The 20,173-nt window shown below is 46.9% G+C and carries 18 protein-coding genes; 15 read left to right on the forward strand and 3 right to left on the reverse strand.

The genetic code is table 11. From position 1 onward, the window contains the following. A partial coding sequence (locus tag B3A20_RS08185; protein ID WP_290763410.1) for a PD-(D/E)XK nuclease family transposase occupies nt 1-683 on the forward strand: 683 nt, incomplete at its 5' end. Nucleotides 684-717: 34 nt separating this feature from the next. Here the strand turns inward: B3A20_RS08185 and B3A20_RS08190 are convergent. Next, a complete protein-coding gene (locus B3A20_RS08190) occupies nt 718-1,158 on the reverse strand; it encodes an RrF2 family transcriptional regulator (protein ID WP_290763411.1) in 441 nt (146 codons plus the stop codon). A gap of 155 nt (nt 1,159-1,313) precedes the next feature. Here B3A20_RS08190 and B3A20_RS08195 point away from each other — a divergent pair, with 155 nt between their 5' ends. From B3A20_RS08195 to B3A20_RS08245, 11 genes are all read left to right on the forward strand, one after another. Next, nucleotides 1,314-2,201 (forward strand): sulfide/dihydroorotate dehydrogenase-like FAD/NAD-binding protein, encoded by an 888-nt coding sequence (locus B3A20_RS08195; RefSeq protein ID WP_290763413.1) that lies wholly within the window; start codon nt 1,314-1,316, stop codon nt 2,199-2,201. After that, on the forward strand, nt 2,201-3,700 hold the full coding sequence (gltA, locus tag B3A20_RS08200) for an NADPH-dependent glutamate synthase (protein ID WP_290763416.1): 1,500 nt from the start codon (nt 2,201-2,203) through the stop codon (nt 3,698-3,700). Before B3A20_RS08195 ends, gltA begins: the two co-directional genes overlap by 1 nt. A gap of 263 nt (nt 3,701-3,963) precedes the next feature. Continuing rightward, entirely contained in the window at nt 3,964-4,506 is a 543-nt protein-coding gene (locus B3A20_RS08205; protein ID WP_290763419.1) for a hypothetical protein, read from the forward strand. Nucleotides 4,507-4,530: 24 nt separating this feature from the next. Then, nucleotides 4,531-5,238, forward strand: coding sequence for a hypothetical protein (locus B3A20_RS08210; protein ID WP_290763421.1), 708 nt, complete (start codon nt 4,531-4,533; stop codon nt 5,236-5,238). A gap of 117 nt (nt 5,239-5,355) precedes the next feature. Beyond that, nucleotides 5,356-6,189 (forward strand): TIGR02147 family protein, encoded by an 834-nt coding sequence (locus B3A20_RS08215; RefSeq protein ID WP_290763424.1) that lies wholly within the window; start codon nt 5,356-5,358, stop codon nt 6,187-6,189. Continuing rightward, nucleotides 6,182-6,775 carry a hypothetical protein gene (locus B3A20_RS08220; RefSeq protein ID WP_290763427.1) on the forward strand — a complete coding sequence of 198 codons (594 nt, stop codon included), beginning with the start codon at nt 6,182-6,184 and terminating at the stop codon, nt 6,773-6,775. The genes B3A20_RS08215 and B3A20_RS08220 overlap by 8 nt, the downstream gene beginning before the upstream one ends. Before the next feature lie 108 nt (nt 6,776-6,883). Beyond that, nucleotides 6,884-8,458, forward strand: a complete 1,575-nt coding sequence (locus B3A20_RS08225) for a glycoside hydrolase family 5 protein (RefSeq protein ID WP_290763429.1) — start codon at nt 6,884-6,886, stop codon at nt 8,456-8,458. 432 nt (nt 8,459-8,890) lie between these two features. Beyond that, nucleotides 8,891-9,943, forward strand: coding sequence for an Rpn family recombination-promoting nuclease/putative transposase (locus B3A20_RS08230; RefSeq protein ID WP_290763431.1), 1,053 nt, complete (start codon nt 8,891-8,893; stop codon nt 9,941-9,943). Between the two features lie 184 nt (nt 9,944-10,127). Then, a complete protein-coding gene (locus B3A20_RS08235) occupies nt 10,128-10,964 on the forward strand; it encodes a TIGR02147 family protein (RefSeq protein WP_290763433.1) in 837 nt (278 codons plus the stop codon). After that, nucleotides 10,954-11,628: a hypothetical protein gene (locus B3A20_RS08240; RefSeq protein ID WP_290763436.1), complete on the forward strand. Its 675-nt coding sequence runs from the start codon at nt 10,954-10,956 to the stop codon at nt 11,626-11,628. Before B3A20_RS08235 ends, B3A20_RS08240 begins: the two co-directional genes overlap by 11 nt. A gap of 235 nt (nt 11,629-11,863) precedes the next feature. Continuing rightward, the gene (locus tag B3A20_RS08245) at nt 11,864-14,557 is read left to right on the forward strand and encodes a beta-L-arabinofuranosidase domain-containing protein (protein WP_290763438.1); all 2,694 of its coding nucleotides are present in this window, start codon (nt 11,864-11,866) and stop codon (nt 14,555-14,557) included. A 60-nt stretch (nt 14,558-14,617) separates the two neighbouring features. Here B3A20_RS08245 and B3A20_RS15615 read toward each other — a convergent pair whose 3' ends face one another. Beyond that, entirely contained in the window at nt 14,618-15,133 is a 516-nt protein-coding gene (locus B3A20_RS15615) for an FISUMP domain-containing protein (RefSeq protein ID WP_414655238.1), read from the reverse strand. Continuing rightward, nucleotides 15,015-16,130, reverse strand: coding sequence for an FISUMP domain-containing protein (locus B3A20_RS08250; protein WP_290763440.1), 1,116 nt, complete (start codon nt 16,128-16,130; stop codon nt 15,015-15,017). The genes B3A20_RS15615 and B3A20_RS08250 overlap by 119 nt, the downstream gene beginning before the upstream one ends. Nucleotides 16,131-16,965: 835 nt before the next feature. Here B3A20_RS08250 and B3A20_RS08255 point away from each other — a divergent pair. Genes B3A20_RS08255 through B3A20_RS08265 form a run of 3 tightly spaced genes read left to right on the forward strand, consistent with a single transcriptional unit; the run spans nt 16,966 to nt 20,172 of the window. After that, the gene (locus B3A20_RS08255) at nt 16,966-17,649 is read left to right on the forward strand and encodes a DUF4956 domain-containing protein (RefSeq protein WP_173560842.1); all 684 of its coding nucleotides are present in this window, start codon (nt 16,966-16,968) and stop codon (nt 17,647-17,649) included. Between the two features lie 13 nt (nt 17,650-17,662). After that, entirely contained in the window at nt 17,663-18,772 is a 1,110-nt protein-coding gene (locus B3A20_RS08260; protein WP_290763444.1) for an HlyD family secretion protein, read from the forward strand. After that, a complete protein-coding gene (locus B3A20_RS08265) occupies nt 18,772-20,172 on the forward strand; it encodes a TolC family protein (protein ID WP_290763446.1) in 1,401 nt (466 codons plus the stop codon). Before B3A20_RS08260 ends, B3A20_RS08265 begins: the two co-directional genes overlap by 1 nt. Nucleotide 20,173: the final 1 nt, after the last annotated feature.

The raw sequence follows: 20,173 nt of genomic DNA on the forward strand, positions 1-20,173 counted from the left end.
CAACTACGGGTTCTAAGCGTTTCCTTAATATTGAAATGCAGAAGGCAGACCACAGTTTCTTTATCGACCGAACCATATTGTACAAAGCGTTCTTGATTATAAAAGGCAAGCATGAAATGGATAAATCAGAAGAATTCAAAACGCTCACAAAAGAAGAAAAGGAATACCGGCGTTATGAAATTCCCGAAACAATATCCATTTGGATTTGTGATTTTGAATTGCCGTACTGCATGGGAAAATACATTGATGAATGGGCTATTTATAGCAAGGAAGTGTTAGATGGAGGAATCATCGAGACGTTATTCCCCAAAAATAAGTATATTATTGTATGTCTGCCGAAATTCAATAAGACCGCAGACGAGGTGAAAAATCCTGTTGATGCTTGGCTCTATGTGCTCAAACACGCGCATGAGGGCGAACCGCTTCCTGACTTTGGGAATGGAATCGTCAACGACGCCTTGAACCGCATCAAAATTGAAAACTTGGACAAAACCACTCTGAACGAACTGGAGCGAGAAATGATTGCAAAAGAAGAAATAGAATGTCGTTTGGCTGGTGCCAAGATTGAGACTCGATTTGAAATGGTCGATGCGATGCTTGCTAACGATATTCCTATTGAAAAAATCGCTATTATTTCCGGTATTCCTTTGGACGAAATCAAAAAGCGCAGAACGCAGCGCTGATGTTCAGTCCGGAAAGTGACTAGATTTCGCTCTTTTATTTTTCGTTGCAGAGCGGGCGCGCAATTTTGGGGGCTTTGCGGGCCAATTGCTCGATCGTAATTCCCGTGAAGTAGTCCTTGATGATTTTGGCCAAGTCCTTCCACATCGGGAGTGTCGGGCAAATATCTGCGCGGTCGCAACCGCTCTTGCCGTCGGTGACGCATTCTACCGGGCTAATGGATGTCTCAATGACACTCAGGATTTCCCAAACCGTGAGCTCAGCCGCTGGCTTTGCTAGCTTGTAGCCGCCGCCCTTGCCGCGTGCGCCTTCGAGCACATTGTTCTTTACGAGGACTCCAAGAATCGCTTCGAGATATTTTTCGGAAAGTCCCTGACGTTCCGCCAGGTTGTGCAGTGGGTGGAATTCGGCTTCGCCGTTTTCTGCCATATCAATAATAACGCGAATAGCGTATCGACCTTTCGTAGATACTCTCATGATTCATGACTCCTTTAGACTACAATATAATTATAATTACAAAAATTGTAAAATTTTTCCTACAATTTTAGTTGGCTTTTTTTGTGCCCTGTAAGACCCTTTACATATTTTTTTACTATCAGTCGTCAAAAAAAATTTCTATATTGCCTCGCATTATGGCAAAGATTCTCTTTAAAAAACAGTTATCTCCCGCGGTATTCCAATTCCGCGTCCACGCCCCGCTGATCGCGCAAGAACGTAAGGCAGGACAGTTTATCATCCTCCAGACGAACAAGGACAACGGTGAACGCGTTCCGCTCACTATTGCTGACGCCGATACGAATGAAGGTTCTATCACCCTCATTTTCCAGACGGTTGGCAAGACGACGACTGAACTCTCCAAGTTCGAAGTCGGTGACGATATCCCGGTTTTGGTTGGCCCGCTCGGTTCTCCGACCCATATCGACAACTTTGGCCACGTGGTCTGCGTTTGCGGTGGTGTCGGTATTGCCCCGATGCACCCGATTGTCCAGGCTCTCAAGGCTGCTGGCAACAAGGTAACGATTATCATGGGTGCTCGTAACGAAAGCCTCTTCCTCATGAAGGAAGAAATGACGGCTCTCGCTGACAACATCATTTTCATGACCGACGACGGTTCTTATGGCCGCAAGGGTCTCGTGACTGAACCGCTCAAGGAACTCTGCGAAGACACCAAGGGCAAGCCGGACATGGTCATCGCTATCGGTCCTCCGATCATGATGAAGTTCTGCGCCCTCACCACTAAGCCGTATGGTGTGAAGACTGTCGTTAGCCTCAACAGCATCATGGTCGATGGTACTGGCATGTGCGGTGGTTGCCGCGTCACTATCGGTGGCAAGACGAAGTTCGTCTGCGTCGATGGTCCGGAATTCGACGGCCACGAAGTCGACTGGAACAACATGCTCCAGCGTATGGGTGCATTCAAGCCCCAGGAACAGGAAGCTTTGCATCGCTTCGGTGCAAATGACGGCCACAAGTGCAATATCGACAAGATGGCAGATGCCAAGGCTAAGGAGAGCAAATAATGTCTGAACATATGACTCGCGAACAGTTGGACGCCGCCGCCAAGGTGGAACTTGAAAAGATTAATGCCCTTCCGAAGCCCTTGAAGCCGAAGGACAAGACTGCAATCCCGGCCCAGCCGATGCCGCAGCTCGAACCCTCCTACCGCGCACGCGTGATGGAAGAAGTGGCTCAGGGTTATACCGAAGCTCAGGCTATTGTCGAAGCTAACCGCTGCCTTGCTTGTAAGAATCAGCCCTGCGTCGAAAGCTGCCCGGTGCACATCGACATTCCGGCCTTCATCGCAAAGATTGCCGAAGGCGACTTCAAGGCTGCTATTGCAAAGATTAAGGAAACGAGCTTGCTCCCGGCTATCTGCGGTCGTGTTTGCCCGCAGGAACGCCAGTGCCAGATGAACTGCACGATGGGCAAGATGCACAAGGACGTGAACCAGGCTGTCGCAATCGGTCGTTTGGAACGCTTTGCTGCTGACTATGAACGCAACAACGGTGGTGCTACGGTTCCGGCCGTTAAGCCTGCTACTGGCAAGAAGGTGGCTGTGATCGGTTCCGGTCCTGCCGGCTTGGTCGTCGCTGCTGACGTCCGCCGCGAAGGCCACGACGTGACCATTTTCGAAGCTTTCCACAAGCTCGGTGGCGTGGTCCGCTATGGTATTCCTGAATTCCGTCTTCCGAAGAAGATTGTGGACAAGGAAATTGAATCCCTCGCCGCTATGGGCGTGAAGTTCGAAACGAACTTTGTCATTGGCCGTACCCGCAAGCTCAAGGACCTCATCGAAAAGGATGGCTTTGACGCTGTGTTCGTCGGTACCGGTGCTGGTCTTCCGTTGTTCATGAACATCGAAGGTGAAAACCTCGTCGGTGTGTTCGCTGCTAACGAATACCTCACCCGCGCAAACCTCATGCGCGCCTACGACAAAGAACATGCCGATACCCCGATGTGGCCGGGCAAGAACGTTGTCGTCCTCGGTGGTGGTAACGTCGCTATGGACGCTGCCCGTATGGCACTCCGCCTCGGTGCAGAAAAGGTCCGCATCATTTACCGCCGCAGCATGAACGAACTTCCGGCCCGTAAGGAAGAAGTTCTCCACGCTCAGGAAGAAGGTGTCGAATTCTGCGTCTTGCAGAACCCGGCCAAGATTCTTGGCGATGAAGCCGGTCACGTCCGTGGCATGCTCGTCGACAAGTACGAACTCGGCGAACCCGACGAAAAGGGCCGTCCGCGTCCGGTCAAGATCGAAGGCGCAAGCTTCGAAATTGAATGCGACACTGTGCTCGTTGCAATCGGTAACGGTTCCAACCCGCTTATCAGCAACACCACTCCGGAACTCTCTGTCGACAAGAAGGGTCACATCCTTCTCGAAGATGCAACCGCCAACAAGACTTTCATGGAAAAGGTCTACGCAGGTGGCGACATCGTGCTCGGCGCTGCAACCGTGATCCTCGCCATGGGCGAAGGTCGCAGAGCCGCAGCAGGCATCAACGAGTTCTTGAAGAAGTAATTCTTGCTTGGACTGTCATTCCGGCCTACCTGTCCTCGCTTGACGGGGACGTGCCGGAATCACCTTACGCACTTTAAAAAGAGGATGGCTTCGGCCATCCTTTTTTGCTTTCGTTCCTTTTTGTCGTATTCTATTCACTTGAGAAAAAAATGAAAGAAAATGACGGAAAAATTGAAGAAAAAGAAAAAATATGGGGGCTTTTGTTCTTTTAAAAAAATCTCTTTTCTGTTAATTTTATTTATAGAAAAACAAAGAGGTTAATTATGATGAAAAAAATGCTTATTCCCCTTGTAGGGCTTGCGATGGGTTTTGCCCTTTTTGCCGCCTGCTCCAATGACTCTGATTCCAATAATTTGCAGGTGAGTGGCCCTAGTGTTTCGACAGTGGCTAAACTAGATTCGGTCTCTTATGTTGCAAGTCAGGAATCGTGTGGTGGTAGTGCAGGCGCATTAAAAAAGTCTATGTCTGTAACTGATTCCGCCCATATGTATATGAATGAAGATGGCTCTGCTATATTGAAAGAAAGAATGGTGACTATTTGTAGGTGGGATGGAAAAATAACAAATATATCTCTTGAAAAGTTGGAAGATACCTTGCTGGTTTCCATAGACTACTATGAATATCCCCAAGATACTATTATTTATTTAACAGATTCGACAAAACATGTTGTTGGTCAAGAAGTGTTTAAATGTGGAGCCTGTTATGCCGATTATGAAATAGATGTTCCTACAGAATATGTTGGTGCGAAATATGTTAGTATAAATCGCTATGCCAATCTTTATCCCATAGCCTATGCCAAAGAGTGACTGATAAAAACAAAGAGGTCAATTATGATGAAAAAAATATTTGTTCCATTTGTGAGCCTTGTGATGTCCATTGGCTTTTTTGCTGCCTGCTCCAATGACTCTGATTCTGCAAATTCAACTGTAAGTGGTTCTGTTGATTTAACAGTGGCTAAAGTTGAGTCTGCTGCTTTTACTACTGAAAATCAGAGTGCTTGTGGTATGACTGTTGTTGGGTTGAAAAAGGTTGAAGCGAAAACTGATTCTATCCATTTGTATATGAACAAAGATGGCTCTGCTGTGTTGAAAGAAAAAATGCAATCAATTTGTCCTCATAAAGGCGAAGTGTCAAATATAACTCTTGAAAAGTCAAAGGATACTTTGCAAGTTTCCATAGAATACTATGAATATACTCCTGATACAGTTGTTGTCTCTGCCGAGTTGAACGAAACGATGCAGTTCATTCGTGATAAAGGCAAAATATCAAATATATCTGTTGAAAAGTCGAACGATACTGTGTTTTTTTTCGTAGACTATTACAAAAATCCGCCTGATACATTTGTTGTTTATAATGATCCTCTTGGAAAAAAAGATACATTGATTATGAGTCGCTACCCGACTCCCAAATGTGGTGGTATTTGTTCTGCTGATTATGAAATAAATGTTCCTGCAGAATTTATGGACTCAAAATTTGTTAGTGTGAATCGTAGTGGAAACGCTAAGGTCTATCCCATTGCCTACGTAAAAGAGGAATAGGAACTTTACGCATTATTCCTCACCGTCGGTAGTTTTTGACTTGTTTATTAGCTCAATTTATGGCGAAATCCTCGATGAACCTTCGGGGATTTTACTCTATTTTTAAGGGTTTGGAATATGAAATCGATTTTTGAATATAACGATTATCGTCTCTATTTGCAGGACTATTTAGACGAACGTAAACGGTATGAAAAATTTTCATGGCGTATGTTCTGTCGTGAAGCTGGCTTTTCGTCTCCAAATTTTTTAAAGCTTGTTCGTGATGGTGCGTGGAATCTTAGCAAGGTGAAATCGGGCCAAGTCGCAAGAGCTATGGGTCTTGTTGAATATGAAGAAGAATATTTTAGACAATTAGTCATCTTTGGAAATGCCGTAGATGATGATGTGAAAAATGCTGCTCTAGCTGAAATGCAACGGATTGCCTCTGAACATAAAGCTCGTGTTATAGACAAAGATGCACTCCAATATTATGAATCCTGGAAATATCCTGTTATCCGTGAACTGGCCCCGCTCATGCCGGGAGCAACTCCTCGCGACATTGCCGAGGAATGCAAGGAATACGTCTCTGCTGAAGAAGTCCGGGATGTTATCGATTTTCTTGTCAATGCTGGCTTCTTGAAAAAAGAAGGGGATAAAATTTATTCGCAGACGGACCAAACTGTTATTGGTTCTAAGGATGCTCTTTCGGCTGCGATTCGGGCAATGCATAAGGAAATGGCGGGTATGGCATTACGTGCTGTGGATCGATATTCTGCAAAGGAACGCTTTTTTACCGGGATTACGGTTGGTGTCGATGAAGTGGCCTACGATAAAATTGTTGATATTATTAAGGATAGCTGTAAAAGAATTGTCGCTGTTGTGGGTGCTAACAAAAAGACGAATCAGGTTTGCCGAGTGAACTTTCAATTTTTCCCAGTGACGAATAAAATTAAGGAGAAAAAACATGCGTAATAAGATCCTTGTTTTGATTGCCTTTTCTTTGTTCTTTTTTACGTTGGCTTGTACCGATGATTCTTTAGGTGGTGGTTCTTCGATTGACCCGAATGCAAATCCTGCTGTTTATGCTGATAATAGTAGCTCTTCAAATGACAAACCTGGGATAAAGGGCGGTGCTCTTGATTTTAAGTCTAAAATTACGCAGACTTTTGAAATTGTGAGGAGTGATGAAACTGCTTGGAAAGGGATAGTGGAGCCGTTTGGGAAAATTGATGTCTATGCCGAAGAAAATGGTGCATCGGCTGTTTGCGAAAATGATGCTGTTGTATATTCCTCTAAATTTAAAATTGAAAATTCGAACCGTGTAAAGAGAAATGTGAATGTAAAAATAGATGGTAAGACATGCGATAGTATGTTCGAAGATTTTAAGAACTCATGTTCTATAAAAAATGGAAATGATAAATTGGGCTTCTCTTGTGATGAAAATGGACTGCTTTTGGCAGATTGTGTCTATTCGGATGAAACTGCTGATTTCGACACTCTTTTAAGCGTTTTTATCGCAGAATCTAAAAAGATCTGCGCAGGAGAATTGGTAAAATAGCATTAAATTGAGGCCCCGTTCCTTTTTGTCAATTCTTCCTTTTTTCTGACATCGCCTTTTCCGAATTCTTTTGATTATATTCTTAGTGGGGATATTTAAGGAGATGTTATGGCTTATTCAAAGTTTTTTGGAATTGCCTGTGGCGTAGCGATGCTAGCAGGTTCTGTTTCTGCGGCTACACTTCCAACAGCAAAAGAAGTTCAAGCCAAGATGGGCTTGGGCTTCAATATCGGCAACTCGATGGAAGTGCCGAACAATCCGACGGCCTGGGGCAATCCGTTCCCGACTCAGGCTTTGTTGGATTCCGTGAAGGCGGCAGGCTTCAATACGGTGCGTATTCCTTGCGCTTGGGATAGCCACACGAGCGGTGGCAAGGTCACCGAAACTTGGCTTGATTCCGTGAAGACGGTTGTCGATTACGCGATGCGCGCGGGCCTCTACACGATTTTGAACATCCACCACGAAGGTGAAGGTGGTTGGTTCCAGAGCAACATCGGCACGAGCGTCAATAGCAACATCGACAACAAGATGAAAACTTACTGGACGCAGATTGCGAACAAGTTTAAGGACTACAACGAACGGTTGCTTTTCGCGGGCGCAAACGAACCCGGCCCGAATGTGAATACGTGGACATCGCAGCATGTGTCTACGCTTATGCACTACTACCAGACGTTCATTGATGCCGTGCGCGCTACGGGTGGCAACAACGAGACTCGCACCTTGATTATCCAAGGCCTCAACACTGACATCGACAAGTCGGTCAAAAGTGCCCCGGTCAGCACTTTCCCGAAGGACAAGGTCGAAGGTCGCTTGATGTTCGAAGTGCACTACTATGATCCGTACCAGTACACGCTTATGACGAGCCAACAGGATTGGGGCGCTAGCGAACCGATTCAGCCGCAGTACTACTATGGCGATTACACCAAGGCTAGCGAACCCAAGCGCAATGCGGGTTATAACGCCTGGGCGGGCTCTGTCGATTCCAAGCTCGGGAGCATCGTGCATCCGCAGGAACAGTTCGCCAAGATGAAGACGAATTACGTGGATAAGGGCTACCCGGTCATTGTCGGTGAATTTGGTGCAAATGTCCGCTCTCCGGAATTGAGCGGTTCCGACCTGAATCTCCACAAGCAGGGCCGCGTGCAATGGCACAAGGATGTCGTTTCGGCGGCGAAGCAGTACGGGCTCACCCCGATTCTTTGGGATATGGGTAACGAAAGCAGTTCCGGCTACGACAACATGGCTTACATCCGTCGTCAATCTTCGCCGGTGGGCAAGGTCCTTGAAGTTGACGTTATCAACGCCATGCGCGGAGTGTATGGCCTCGGCAATTACGTGAACAACGGCGTCACGCACGTTGAAGACTTTATCAATGGCGGCAACGACGCGCCCGCCTCTAGTTCTAGCGTCGCAGTTTCTAGCTCCAGCGAAATTACGCAGTCTAGCAGCTCGGCTACAATTGTTTTGCCGACCGTTCTCGCGGGCGCTCAGGTGAAACTCCACCGCGATGGCAATACGCTTTATGGCTCAGCTGACATTATGCTTTTCGACATGAACGGAAACCTCGTCCGCTCCACGAATAACGTGTCCGCCGGGCAGGCCCAAATGCAACTGAACGGTCTCCGCCAAGGCAACTACATCGCTAAATGCAAAAATAGCGCCTTGCAAGTCAAGATTCGCTAAAACGCCTTGCTTGCACGGTTTCGGCGACGCCTCGTGCTTTTCAAAGGACGGTTTCTCAACCGCCCTTTTTGTTTTTTAGGGTGCTTTTTTCGCCGCAGAGCGGCCCCTTTACCGCGTGCTATGAATAGTGTATATTAATTCGCGGACCAGATCATCCCGCTGACAGAGGCGTACGCATCCACGGGCGGGTTCATCCCTTCTCGCAGTTGTAGGTCCGGTATTGACGGAAGCGGTGGCTTGACCACCCCTGCCTTGGAAAACCCATGCGGAATACACTGCGATACATATCCCGTCTGCGGCAGCGGATGGCTTTAAACAAATCTCTCAAATTTTAACCGCCGTGTGGCGGGGTTAAAGACTGTTGCTTTTTTTTCTCATTCTTATCCCCCTCATACGCATATCTAGCCGCCCAAAAGCGGCAAAGGAACTTTTATGAATAAAACGCAATATGCAGAAATGCTTAAGGATATCAGCGAAACTCACAAGAACGGAGGTGACGTTTCCGCTTGTATCGCGAAGTACAATGAACGCTATAAATACGTGTACGTTTATAACGACAATATTTTTAAGATTCTTTTCGGAAATCCTGAAAACGAGTCGATTACGGTAGATTTTCTCAATGCAGTGCTGAAGCTTGATGGCGGTGATTGCATTGAACGAGTCTCTTTCGTGAACCCTGCTCTCCCGGAAGCGATTGGCAAGAGCATCACCTCTGATGTCGTGGCGCTCGACCAGCGTCAGGAACGCATCGTGCTCGAAGTTCAGCATGTTGAACATGACTCCTTCAATAGCCGATTGGTTCTTTATGCTGCAAAACATACAATTGCAAGTCGTGTTAAAGGAGATGACTACAAGCTCCGCAACCTGAATCTCATCAGCCTTCAGATGTTTGACGGTTTCCCTGAGTCCCGCAATTACAGGCATTGTATTCGGCTCAAGAATCAGGATAATGAAGTTTTTTATGAAAAGGAAACGATAACGCTTGTCGAAATCCCTAAATTCATCAAGCGCAAATATGAAAAGGATTCCAGCAGGCTTGCGCTGTGGCTGCGCGTGTTTGATGGCTTGAACCGCGAATGTCCTGTTGATGTTCCGAAAGGCTCGCAATATGCCCTCTTGCAGGAAAAAGCCAAATTGTGTATTTTTACAAAGGACTTCCTTGTAAGCGAGGCTATGAAAATGAGCGACCACAATTATGAACTCTATGTTGAAAAACTAAATGCCCGGGCCGAGGGGCTTGCAGAAGGCCGCAATGAAGGTCGTGCTGAAGGTCGTGCTGAAGGTCGCGCAGAAGGTCGAGTTGAGGGACGAGCTGAAGGTCGCGTTCAAGGCCGCGTTGAAGGCCGCAACGATGAACGTACGGCTGTTGCTCTTGACATGCTTGCCGATAACGAACCGATTGAAAAAATCGTCAAGTACTCGCACTTGCCTGAAAGTAAAATTTTGGAACTTAGGGATTCCAGGGCGACATACACCAGCAAGTAACATTGTTGCGCTTTTTTTAAAAGGGGACGGTGTTAAAACCGTCCTTTTCACATTATACAGTTTGTATAATATAGACTTTACGTCTCCTAAAAAATCGAAAATATTGCTTTCTCGTCAGCAAAATAAAATTTCCCGTATAATACAAATGTTGACTTTTGTATTGTAAAAATTTATTTTAAAAACCATGAAGTCTATTTTCGAATACCGCGATTATCACCTCTATTTGCAGGATTATTACGACGAACGTAAACGTCTTGGAGCTTTCTCGTGGCGTGAATTTTGTCGGAATGCGGGTTTTTCTTCGCCGAATTTTTTAAAGCTTGTTAGCATGGGTCAAAGCAAGCTCAGTAAAATTAAGGCCTGCCAGGTGGCGAAATCGATGGGACTCGTCGATTACGAAGAACAGTATTTTTACCAGCTTGTTGCCTATGGTAACGCGGATAACAACGAAACTCAAAGAGCCGCGTTTCTCGAAATGGAACGTATTGCCTTGGAGCATCAGGTTCGCGTTGTCGACAAAGAGGCTCTTCAATATTATGAATCTTGGAAGTATCCGGTTATTCGCGAACTCGCTCCGCTCATGCCTGGGGCAACGCCGCGCGACCTTGCCGAAGAATGCAAGGAATACGTATCTGCCGAAGAAATTAGTGATGTTCTGGATTTCCTTGTCAAAGCTGGATTTTTGAAAAAAGAGGGCAATGGCGTTTATACCCAGACCGCCCAGACCATTATTGGTTCCAAGGAGGCGCTCCCTATCGCCATTCGCGCGATGCACAAAGAAATGGCCATTATGGCTGCCCGCGCCGTGGACCGCTATTCAGCAAATGAACGCTTCTTTAATGGTGTTACGCTTAGCGTGAATCAGGATGCGTACAACAGAATTATCGAAGAAATCAAGGCTTGTTGCAAAAAGGTTGTCGCTATTGCCAACGAGAACAGTAACTTTGATCAGGTTTGCCGAATCAACTTTCAATTTTTCCCACTCACGGATAAAATAACGGGGAAGAAATATGTTAAATAAATTTATCTACTTGGTTGGAATCCTTTTGCCGTTTGCTATAGTCGCATGTTCCAGTGGTACGGTTGATCCGAATGCGAATCCTTTAGCGTATGCCGACGGAAGCAGTTCTTCAATTTCCTCTAGTAGTGAGGACCATTCGGATGATAATATCTATATCAATAATCCCGCAAATGATGGCGTCTTTGTCATCAAGCAAGGCTATCAGGTTTTAGAACAAGGAAAACTTTACTCGGTCACGTTTGAAAAAGAAGCGACGACCAGGTATGTGATTGTTGATGTGACTGTGGGGGGTGCAGTCCCCACAGAAGGATCGATTGCGGTGTACTCCGAAGAAAAAGGCGCCTCCGCTTCTTGTAAAATTGACGAAAAAAATTATTCCTCCCAGTTTAAGATTGGGCAAAACAATCGTGTGGAAAGAAGTATAAAACTTGAAAAATTTGGCAGCGGTTGCGATGAACTCTTTGAACAGTTCAAAAAGCTTTGCTTGCTCCAGAATGTAAATGATGAACTCAGTGGCGCCTGCGACGACAACGGTACTCTCGAAGCCTATTGTGCCTACGTAGACGAAACTGCCGTATTCGACACCCTCTTGGATAATTTTACTACCGAATCTAAGGCCAACTGCGGCGATAACAGCGTTCATATCGATTCTTTTGGGATTTAGCTTTTTGTCAAATCAGCAAAACTAATTGCCCAAACCCCATTCCTGACGCCGCGTTCTCAATCTATTTTCTAGAGTGTAGGGCTTTTCTCGCTATAAAACCTTGCATGTCATTCCTCTTCGAGGCATGACTGCTGCGGTTTTCTAATGAGAATGTAAACACTCTCGCTATAAAACCTTACATGTCATTCCCGCCACCGAGCGGGAATCTCCTTGGGCTAGAAAAAAGGTGGAAACAATGAAGTTAGGATGGCTTGGTAAACATTTTCGCACGGCGCTCGCTTTGACGGGGCTTGCGTGCGGTTTCAGTTTTTCGCAGGATGCACTTTACCCCGACATGTTCGCGTTGTCGGATGTGCAGCTTTTGGACGGCGTCTTGAAGGAACGTCAGGATTTGAACGTCGAAACGCTCCTCAGCTACGATGTGGACCGTTTGCTCGCGCCTTTTTACGAAGAAGCGGGAATGCGCCCCAAGGCGAGCAAGTTCCCGAACTGGGCGGGCCTCGACGGCCACGTGCTTGGGCATTATCTGAGTGCCTTGGCCATGCATTACGCCGATAACGACGATGTTCAGGTCAAGGAACGCCTCGAATACATTTTGAAAGAACTCAAGACAATCCAGGACCAGAATTCCAAGGACAACAATTTCAAGGGCTATATCAGTGGTGTCCCCAACGGCAAAAAGATGTGGCTCAGTATGAAGAGTGGCAATGCAGGTGCGCAAAACGGTTATTGGGTGCCGTGGTACAATATCCACAAGCTCTATGCGGGCCTCCGCGATGCTTACGTTTATGCGGGCTACGAGCAAGCAAAGACGATGTTCCTTGCGCTTTGCGACTGGGGCATTACGATTACGGACGGTCTCAACGATTCCAAGATGCAGCAGATGCTCGGTACGGAACACGGCGGCATGCCCGAAGTCTATGCGGACGCTTACTACCTCACGAAAAACGAGAAGTACCTGAATGCCGCGAAAAAATGGTCGCACCAGTGGCTGTTAAATCCGATGTCGCAAGGCAACGACAACTTGACGAATGTCCATGCGAATACGCAGGTGCCGAAGGTTGTGGGTTTTGCACGAATTGCAGAACTCTCGGGCGACGAAAAATACAAGAAGGGCTCCGATTTCTTCTGGCAGACGGTCGTGAACAAACGCAGTATCGCCATTGGCGGCAACAGCATTTCGGAACATTTCCCGGCGCTCAACAATCACAAAAAATTCATCGAAGAACGTGAAGGACCAGAATCTTGTAATACGTACAACATGTTAAAGCTCACGGAACGTCTGTTCAACATCAAGCACGATGCGCATTACACCGACTTCTACGAACGCGCCCTTTTCAACCATATCCTTTCAACCATCCACCCAACGCATGGCGGCTATGTCTACTTCACTCCGGCTCGTCCGCGCCATTACCGCGTGTATTCCAAGGTCAATGCGGGTATGTGGTGCTGCGTGGGTTCGGGCATGGAAAATCCGGCCAAGTACAATCAGTTTATTTATACGAAAGACAAGGACGCTCTCTACGTGAACCTCTTTGCCGCTTCCATCTTGAATTGGAAAGACAAGAGCGTAAAAATCAAGCAGGAAACCGCCTTCCCGAAGGGTGAATCTTCCAAGTTCACGATTACGGGTAGCGGTGAATTCGACATGCAGATTCGCCATCCGTACTGGGTCAAGGAAGGTGAGTTCAAGGTCATCGTCAATGGCGATACTGTCGTGAAAAAATCGACGCCGTCGAGCTACGTTTCGGCAGGGAAGTCCTGGAAGTCGGGCGATGTCGTTGAAGTACTTTACCCGATGTACACGCATGTCGAAGATTTGCCGGGCGTGACCGATTACGTGGCGCTTTTGCATGGACCGATTGTGCTATCTGCAAAGACGGGGACGGCGAACTTGAACGGCCTTGTTGCTGATGATGGTCGCTGGAGCCACATTGCATCTGGTGCGCTGGAATCGCTGGACCAGGCGCCGATGCTTGCTAGCAAAAAAGAGGATATCCCGTCGAAAGTGGAACCCGTGAAAGGCGAACCGCTCCACTTCAAGGCGCCTTATCTTTTTGCGAAGCAAAAGGACGCGAGCTTGCTTTTGCAGCCGTTCTACGAAGTGCATGACGCCCGTTACATGATGTACTGGATGGTGCTCACGGACCCCTCGATTCTTGATCGCTTGGAAAAAGAACAAAAAGAGGCCTTGGCGCTTGATGAAAAGACTGTCGATAAGGTCGCTCCGGGCGAGCAGCAGCCAGAAGTCGATCACAAAATGAAAATCGAAAATTCCACTTCCGGCACGCACCAAGGTGAATTCTACCGCGATGCTGGCAAGTGTTCTGGCGGCGATGGCGGCCTCATCAGCTACGAATTCGAAACGAACAGCGAAGATTCTCTCAGTCTCATGGTACGTTATTGGGGCAACGAAGGCTGCACCCGCACATTCGACATCACGATTGACGATGAAAAGCTCACAACCGAAACCATATCGAATCGCTGGAAAAAGGATGAATTCGTAAACGTCACGTACCCGATTCCGGACAAAATGGTAAAAGGCAAGAAAATTGTTCGAATCTCGTTTACGGCAAGTTCCGGAATGGTGGGCGGCATCTATAGCGTGCGCCTGCTGCGCAACAAGCCAAAGCCCGTCGTAGAAGATCCGCCGATAAGCATCAAGTCGGTCGCTGCCGCAAAACAAGGCCTCCGCGTGCGTGCTGACCGACAAACTCTCCAAATCGCATCTCCGAGCGTTCTTGCCCGCACGATGAACGTGAAAATTTATTCCATGGATGGGCGCCTGAAACTCTCGCAGATGCTCCCTGCCGGCGCAAGCGAGTTTAACGTCGATATTGCAGGCCTCAAAAACGGCAATTACATTGTTCGCCTTTTCCAAGATGGTCTCGTTCGCGGCTACACGCTATTCAACAAAAACGGTCTCTAAAAGTTCCTTTTACACTATACTCCTAATCCAAGAAGTCCTCGCAACCGCGAGGACTTTACTCTATTCATCCTTCACGCAGCGAACGGATACTGCATAATTTTTTTCCATTCTTTCAAAAATAACTTGACTATCCTTACTTGAAACACTGAATACGTAGGTCCCTTCGGGAGCGTCGCATGAGGGGGGGATGCATAAAGTCCATTCCAATTGAGTCGCGAAATATGTATATCTACCTGCGGATTCGAGAGAGGTCTCTAAATTTGGGACATTTCCAATGTATCTGTATTCCTTAGGATGGTCCATGTTGACAAAACCTGCTGGTAATAGATTAAATCCAAAAACGTCAGAACCGTTGCCATCATCAAGCCAATCGCTAGTTGATTTTAAATTTGTGGAAAGATTGTTGGCGTGGCCGATTAAAATTTTCCATTCGTTGACACTTGGAATATGCCATTTTTCAGGGCAAATACCACGGGACTTGGAGTCTTCGGTATGATAGGTAAAGCAATCGTTGTTTTTTGCAATCCATCGCCGCGTCCCACATGTACAACCTTCCGTATTTTGCGCAACTATCAGGGGCGTTGTTGTAGCAAACACTCGCAGAATCATAACGATTGTAATCAGTTTCTATTGAATCGATATAGGCATAGTTCAGGTTTTCCGCCATCCACCACTGGGTGCCGATTTTTACAGTCTTGTAAACTTGATCATCGCGCTCGTCCGTCATTGTGCCGTAATCTGATACGATAAGAGGTTTTTCATCCTTGACACAACGAATGAAGTAAAAACTTTGTTTCTGAGCATCAAATTGATTGAATTTTTTTTCTATTACTCCTAGAGCCTTTGCCTTACTGCTGTCAGATTCTATTGAAGACCAAAAAAATCCATATTGTGAAAGTAACTCATACTTGATATTTTCATTTTCTCCATAAAGCCAGTAGTGATTTAACCATTCGATGTTTTTGGGTGATTCATTGGCGAATTTGATGAAATTATTTATGTCGGATTCATTTGGAATGTGCCAGTTTTCAGGACACGCTCCTCTTGTATAATTGTACGCATCGTTTTTGCATGTGCCTTGTAAACCGTCTCTCCAAATGCCACAACCGATTCCTGTTTGTCCATAAACTGCGGCGCTATCCATGGCTGTGGACCATGAATAAAGTCTTCCGTACTTTGCGCAACTATCACGACTGTTGTTATAACATAAACTGGGCAATGTCTGCGCTAGAACCGAAGCCATTCTGTTATGATAATCAAAGTTCAAGTTCTCCGCCATCCATGTCTGTTCGCCGATTTTGATGGTTTTGTATACTTGACCATCGCGCTCGTCGATCAATTCACCATATGAAATCAGTGTTATGCTTGAAGATGAAAAAGAGCTAGACGAATTAGTCTGTAAGCTGCTTGAAAAGATTTCGTTGGAGGACGAAATACTTATAATAGTGGAACTGGATACAAGAGTTTCTCTTGATGAACTCTCTGTGTAAAAATCGGTAGGATTGCTATCACTACAAGCCGTAAATAAAAATGCAAAAAATCCAGCAAATAAAAAAAAGTAAGTGTTCCGCATATAGACCTCCAACTATTGCAAATATATATGAATTTATGGATTTGTGGTTCCTGTAGAGTTTAGAAGTAGTATTGACAGTGTAAGCTTCCCCAATTCGTCTCTGTGCGGTCGCGTTCGCAGAGCAGTTGCACCATTGGAGTTGCAAACGCATGATTTGTTGTTGTAATTACGAATATGAGTGTTTGAACAAAGTATTTTAGATAAATTATTGTGTGTTAAATTTAATAACAAGGTAAATTAAATAACACCCCTGTTACTAAAAAATACAAAAATCTTACGTTGTGTTTTATTGCCTTTTTATGGTCGCAACTTAACATATGTTCTGTTGTGGTGATAAATTAACTTTGCTTGCGTTGTCCTCGCATCGTCATCCTCGCGATGCGAGGAACCATAAATTTCTTGTTGTAGCAGCTTTCTTCTCTAATAATTAACTGTAAAATCCTATAAACATGGCACTCCCAAATGAAAATTTTCACTCCATATGGACTTTTGGGCATCCCGAACGGCAGATTCCTAACCACCAACCACTGTTTACTAACCACTAAATTGTTTCCGAAAATAAACAGTCGTTGCGGTTTCCTCAATGCGTTGTTATAGTAACCAACATGTAATTAATTTTTTCAAGAACGAAAAAACTAGTTTTATTATTTTTAGCGTGGGTTCTACAGCCTGGAATAAAAAAATTGGGGTGAAAATCGCCCAAAACCGATGTAAAAAGCGGATTGTAATTTTTTTGTTAGTCCATTGTTTACATAAAAAATGACTGAAAAAAGTTCTTTTTTAAGTAGATTTGGGATGAACAGGCGAAATAAAAGAATTAATTAACGGAGTTATTATGCTTGACCTTCTTGCTGTCCAGTCCAGCTCAACAAACGCAACGATCATTACGCTTGCTTACACCTTGATCCTTGCTTTCATCCTGTCTTCTACTATTGCATGGACTTACGAAAAGACGTTCCTCGGACTTTCGTATTCGCGAAACTTTGTGCAGGGCATCGTGCTTAGCGCTGTGGTCGCAGCCATGGTGATGCAGGCCATCGGCGATAATGTTGGTCGTGGTCTTGGCATGATGGGTGCCCTCTCGGTGGTCCGCTTCCGTACGAGCTTCAAGGACCCGCGCGATATCATGTTCATCTTCGCTGCTCTCGGTGCCGGTATCGGTTGCGGTGTTTACGCCTGGGGTGCCGCGGTGGGCGGTACAATCGCTTTCAGCTGTGTCGCATTCCTGCTTTCTCGCACGGGTCTTGGCACTAAGCACTTCTTTGACGGCATGCTCCGCTTTGCTCTCCCGAACGAACCCAAGGTTCGTGGCCAGGTTGAAGATATCATGAAGGGCAATTTAAAGACGTTTATTTTGATTACGATGCGTGAAGTCGATGGCGGTGCCCGCTTGGACGTCGCTTACCAGATCCGCCTCCGCGCAACGAAGCCCGCTGCCGAAATCCTCACGCTCCTATCGAAGGTCGAAGGCATTTCGGATGTCCAGTTCATGATGCAAGACGCTACGACGGAAATGTAAGGAGGTTTGAAAAATGAATAAGCTCGAAGATCTTCTCGACAATTTCTGGAATACCCACAAGAACAATGCGGGTGTCGCTTACGTCTATACCCACAAGCTTTCTATTGCCTGGGTGGCATGCGTCGTGTTTGCCGTGATGCTTGGCTTTATCTACCAGGGCAAGGCGGCCATGTTCCGTGGCATTGCCGAATCCAGCGAAACGATTATCAGCCTTCCGTCTCCGACCGAAATCGTCAAGATTTACGTGGTTCCGGGCCAGGAAGTCAAGCCGGGCGACACTATCGTGGTTATCAACCGTCCGGACCTCACGCTCCGCGTTGCCGAACTCACCCGTGAACTTGACGCTCTCGAAGGCCGCAGCAACTTGAGCTCTGCCGAAATCGACCAGAAGGTGGCCGAAGTCAAGGCTAACCTCGAATCTCGTCGCCTCACACTTTTGGCTGAAATTCGCAACCTTGAAGCAGAATACGAAAGCAACAAGGCTATTTCTGCCAAGCTCAAGAGCCTCTCGAACTCCAAGTCCAAGGCCGATGGCAACGATGCCATGGCTATGCGCATCAAGAGCCTCAAGAACGAACTTGCTGTTGCAACCAGGAGCGCCAACGAACAGATTGCCCTCCTCCGCGGTAGCAACAAGTTGCAAAAGTCTAGCGGCAAGACCGAAGCTGCAAACATCCGCAAGGAACTCGCCGAACTTCGCAAACAGCAGAAGGAACTCACCCAGATTGCCAAGGAAAATTGGGTTGTCGGTGATGTGAATGTGCGCGATGGCGAAAAGGTCTCTAGCTTTGCCCCGATTGTGACGCTTGCCCACAAGTCCCCGACGCTTATCCGTGGCTACATCAACGAACAGATTTACGAAAACACGAACCTCGGCGAAGCCGTGAAGGTGGCTTCCCTTACTGGTAAGGGCAAGGCCGTGATTGGTGAGGTGGTCGGTCTTTCGAGCCGCATCGTGCCGTTCCCGACCCGCATGTGGAAGATGCCGGAAATTCCGGTCTATGGCCGCGAAGTGACCATCAAGATTCCCGAAGAAAATCAGTTCTTGCTTGGCGAAATGGTGACTATTACCGAAACGAGCAAGCGCAACTTGGAAAAGCAGCAACAGAAGGCTAAGAAGTAATGAAGACTGTATCCTTTTTAACGCTCGCACTGACTGCGGCGGCAATCGCAAGCCCTCTCACATGGGAACGCCTGATCGAATCCGCTAAGGCAGATCCGAGGTATGAAGCTGCCGCAAAACGTGCCGAGGCGACATCGAAAGAACGCAACCTCAAGCTTTGGGACAAGATTGAGCTCCGTTACCAGTTGGACGGCTTTAGCTTTGCCAAGCACGACTTTGAACTCCGTGTGACTCCGCAGGCATTTGGCGAACGCTCTGCCGACAAGGCTCACTACGAGGCGGTTAAGAATTATCAGCAGGCAACATTTGCCGTTGAACGCTCGATCCTCCTTTACGACCGTTACGAACGCGGCGTGCGCTATGTACTTCGCCAGAAGATTAACGAAATCAACAAGCAGCTATTGCAGGTTACCCAGGACCGTATCGAGGTTCTCCACCTCAAGTCCGGTTCTGCTTCGTTCAATGCCGAAGACCTGATGACTTCGCTCGAAAAGAGTGCCTCGCTTAAGGCGAACTTGCTTTCGGACAGCACGGCGCTTCGTGATGCCGAACTCAAGATGATGATTTGGGCTCCGGACTTTGACAACGTTGCCTTGGATTCGTCGTTCCTCCCGTCGATGGAAGAACTTGCCGAATTCCTGAAGAATGGCGTGACTGTTGACGAAAACTTCCCGCTCGTGGCTCTCGCCAAGGGCAAGCGCGATTCCGATATTTCCAAGGCTCAACAAGACGCCAGCAAGGACCGCAACTACATCTCTCATGTCGGTATCGGCTACTCGCTCCAGATTGAATCCTTGATGGAAAAGTACAAGGACTTGGATGGCAGTGATATTATTAAGCCTGAGTACAAAAAGTATGAAGGTGAATGGAAAAGTGGAGCATGCCCGACAGGGCTTACTTCGGACGGTGATTGCGCTATTTGGGATAACTCTCATACGATTAGAAAACTTGTTCCCGAAACGGACAATCGCAAGACTGCGGACAAGTTCTTTGTGAACCTCGCATTCCGCCTGCCGTTCTTCGATAGCAACAAGGACGCCTCTCTCCGCGAACAGGTCGAAAAACTCGATGCCGAAAGCAAGTACTTGGACGAAGTCCGCGAAGTGAACCAGAAGGTCGCCCGCCTCACCGAAGAAGTCCTTACGCTTATCGACCAGTGGAAGGTCTTGAAGGACTATGCCGAACAAGTGAACGCCAGTGGCTTTATGGAACAGTTTGCGCACAAGGCTGGTTCCGACCCGCTCCTGCTCCTCCGCGCCCGCGAAAGCGCTCTCGAAAGCGACTTGAAGGCTGCAAAACTTGAATACGATATCTATGCCCGCTATTTGGAGTTGCTGGATTTCTCCGGTGGACTTGCCCGTGAGGATGTCGTGAACCATCTTCGTGAAGGAATCAGGTAGT

Origin of the sequence: Fibrobacter sp. UBA4297 (genome assembly GCF_002394865.1) — a bacterium.
Taxonomy (GTDB): Bacteria; Fibrobacterota; Fibrobacteria; order Fibrobacterales; family Fibrobacteraceae; genus Fibrobacter.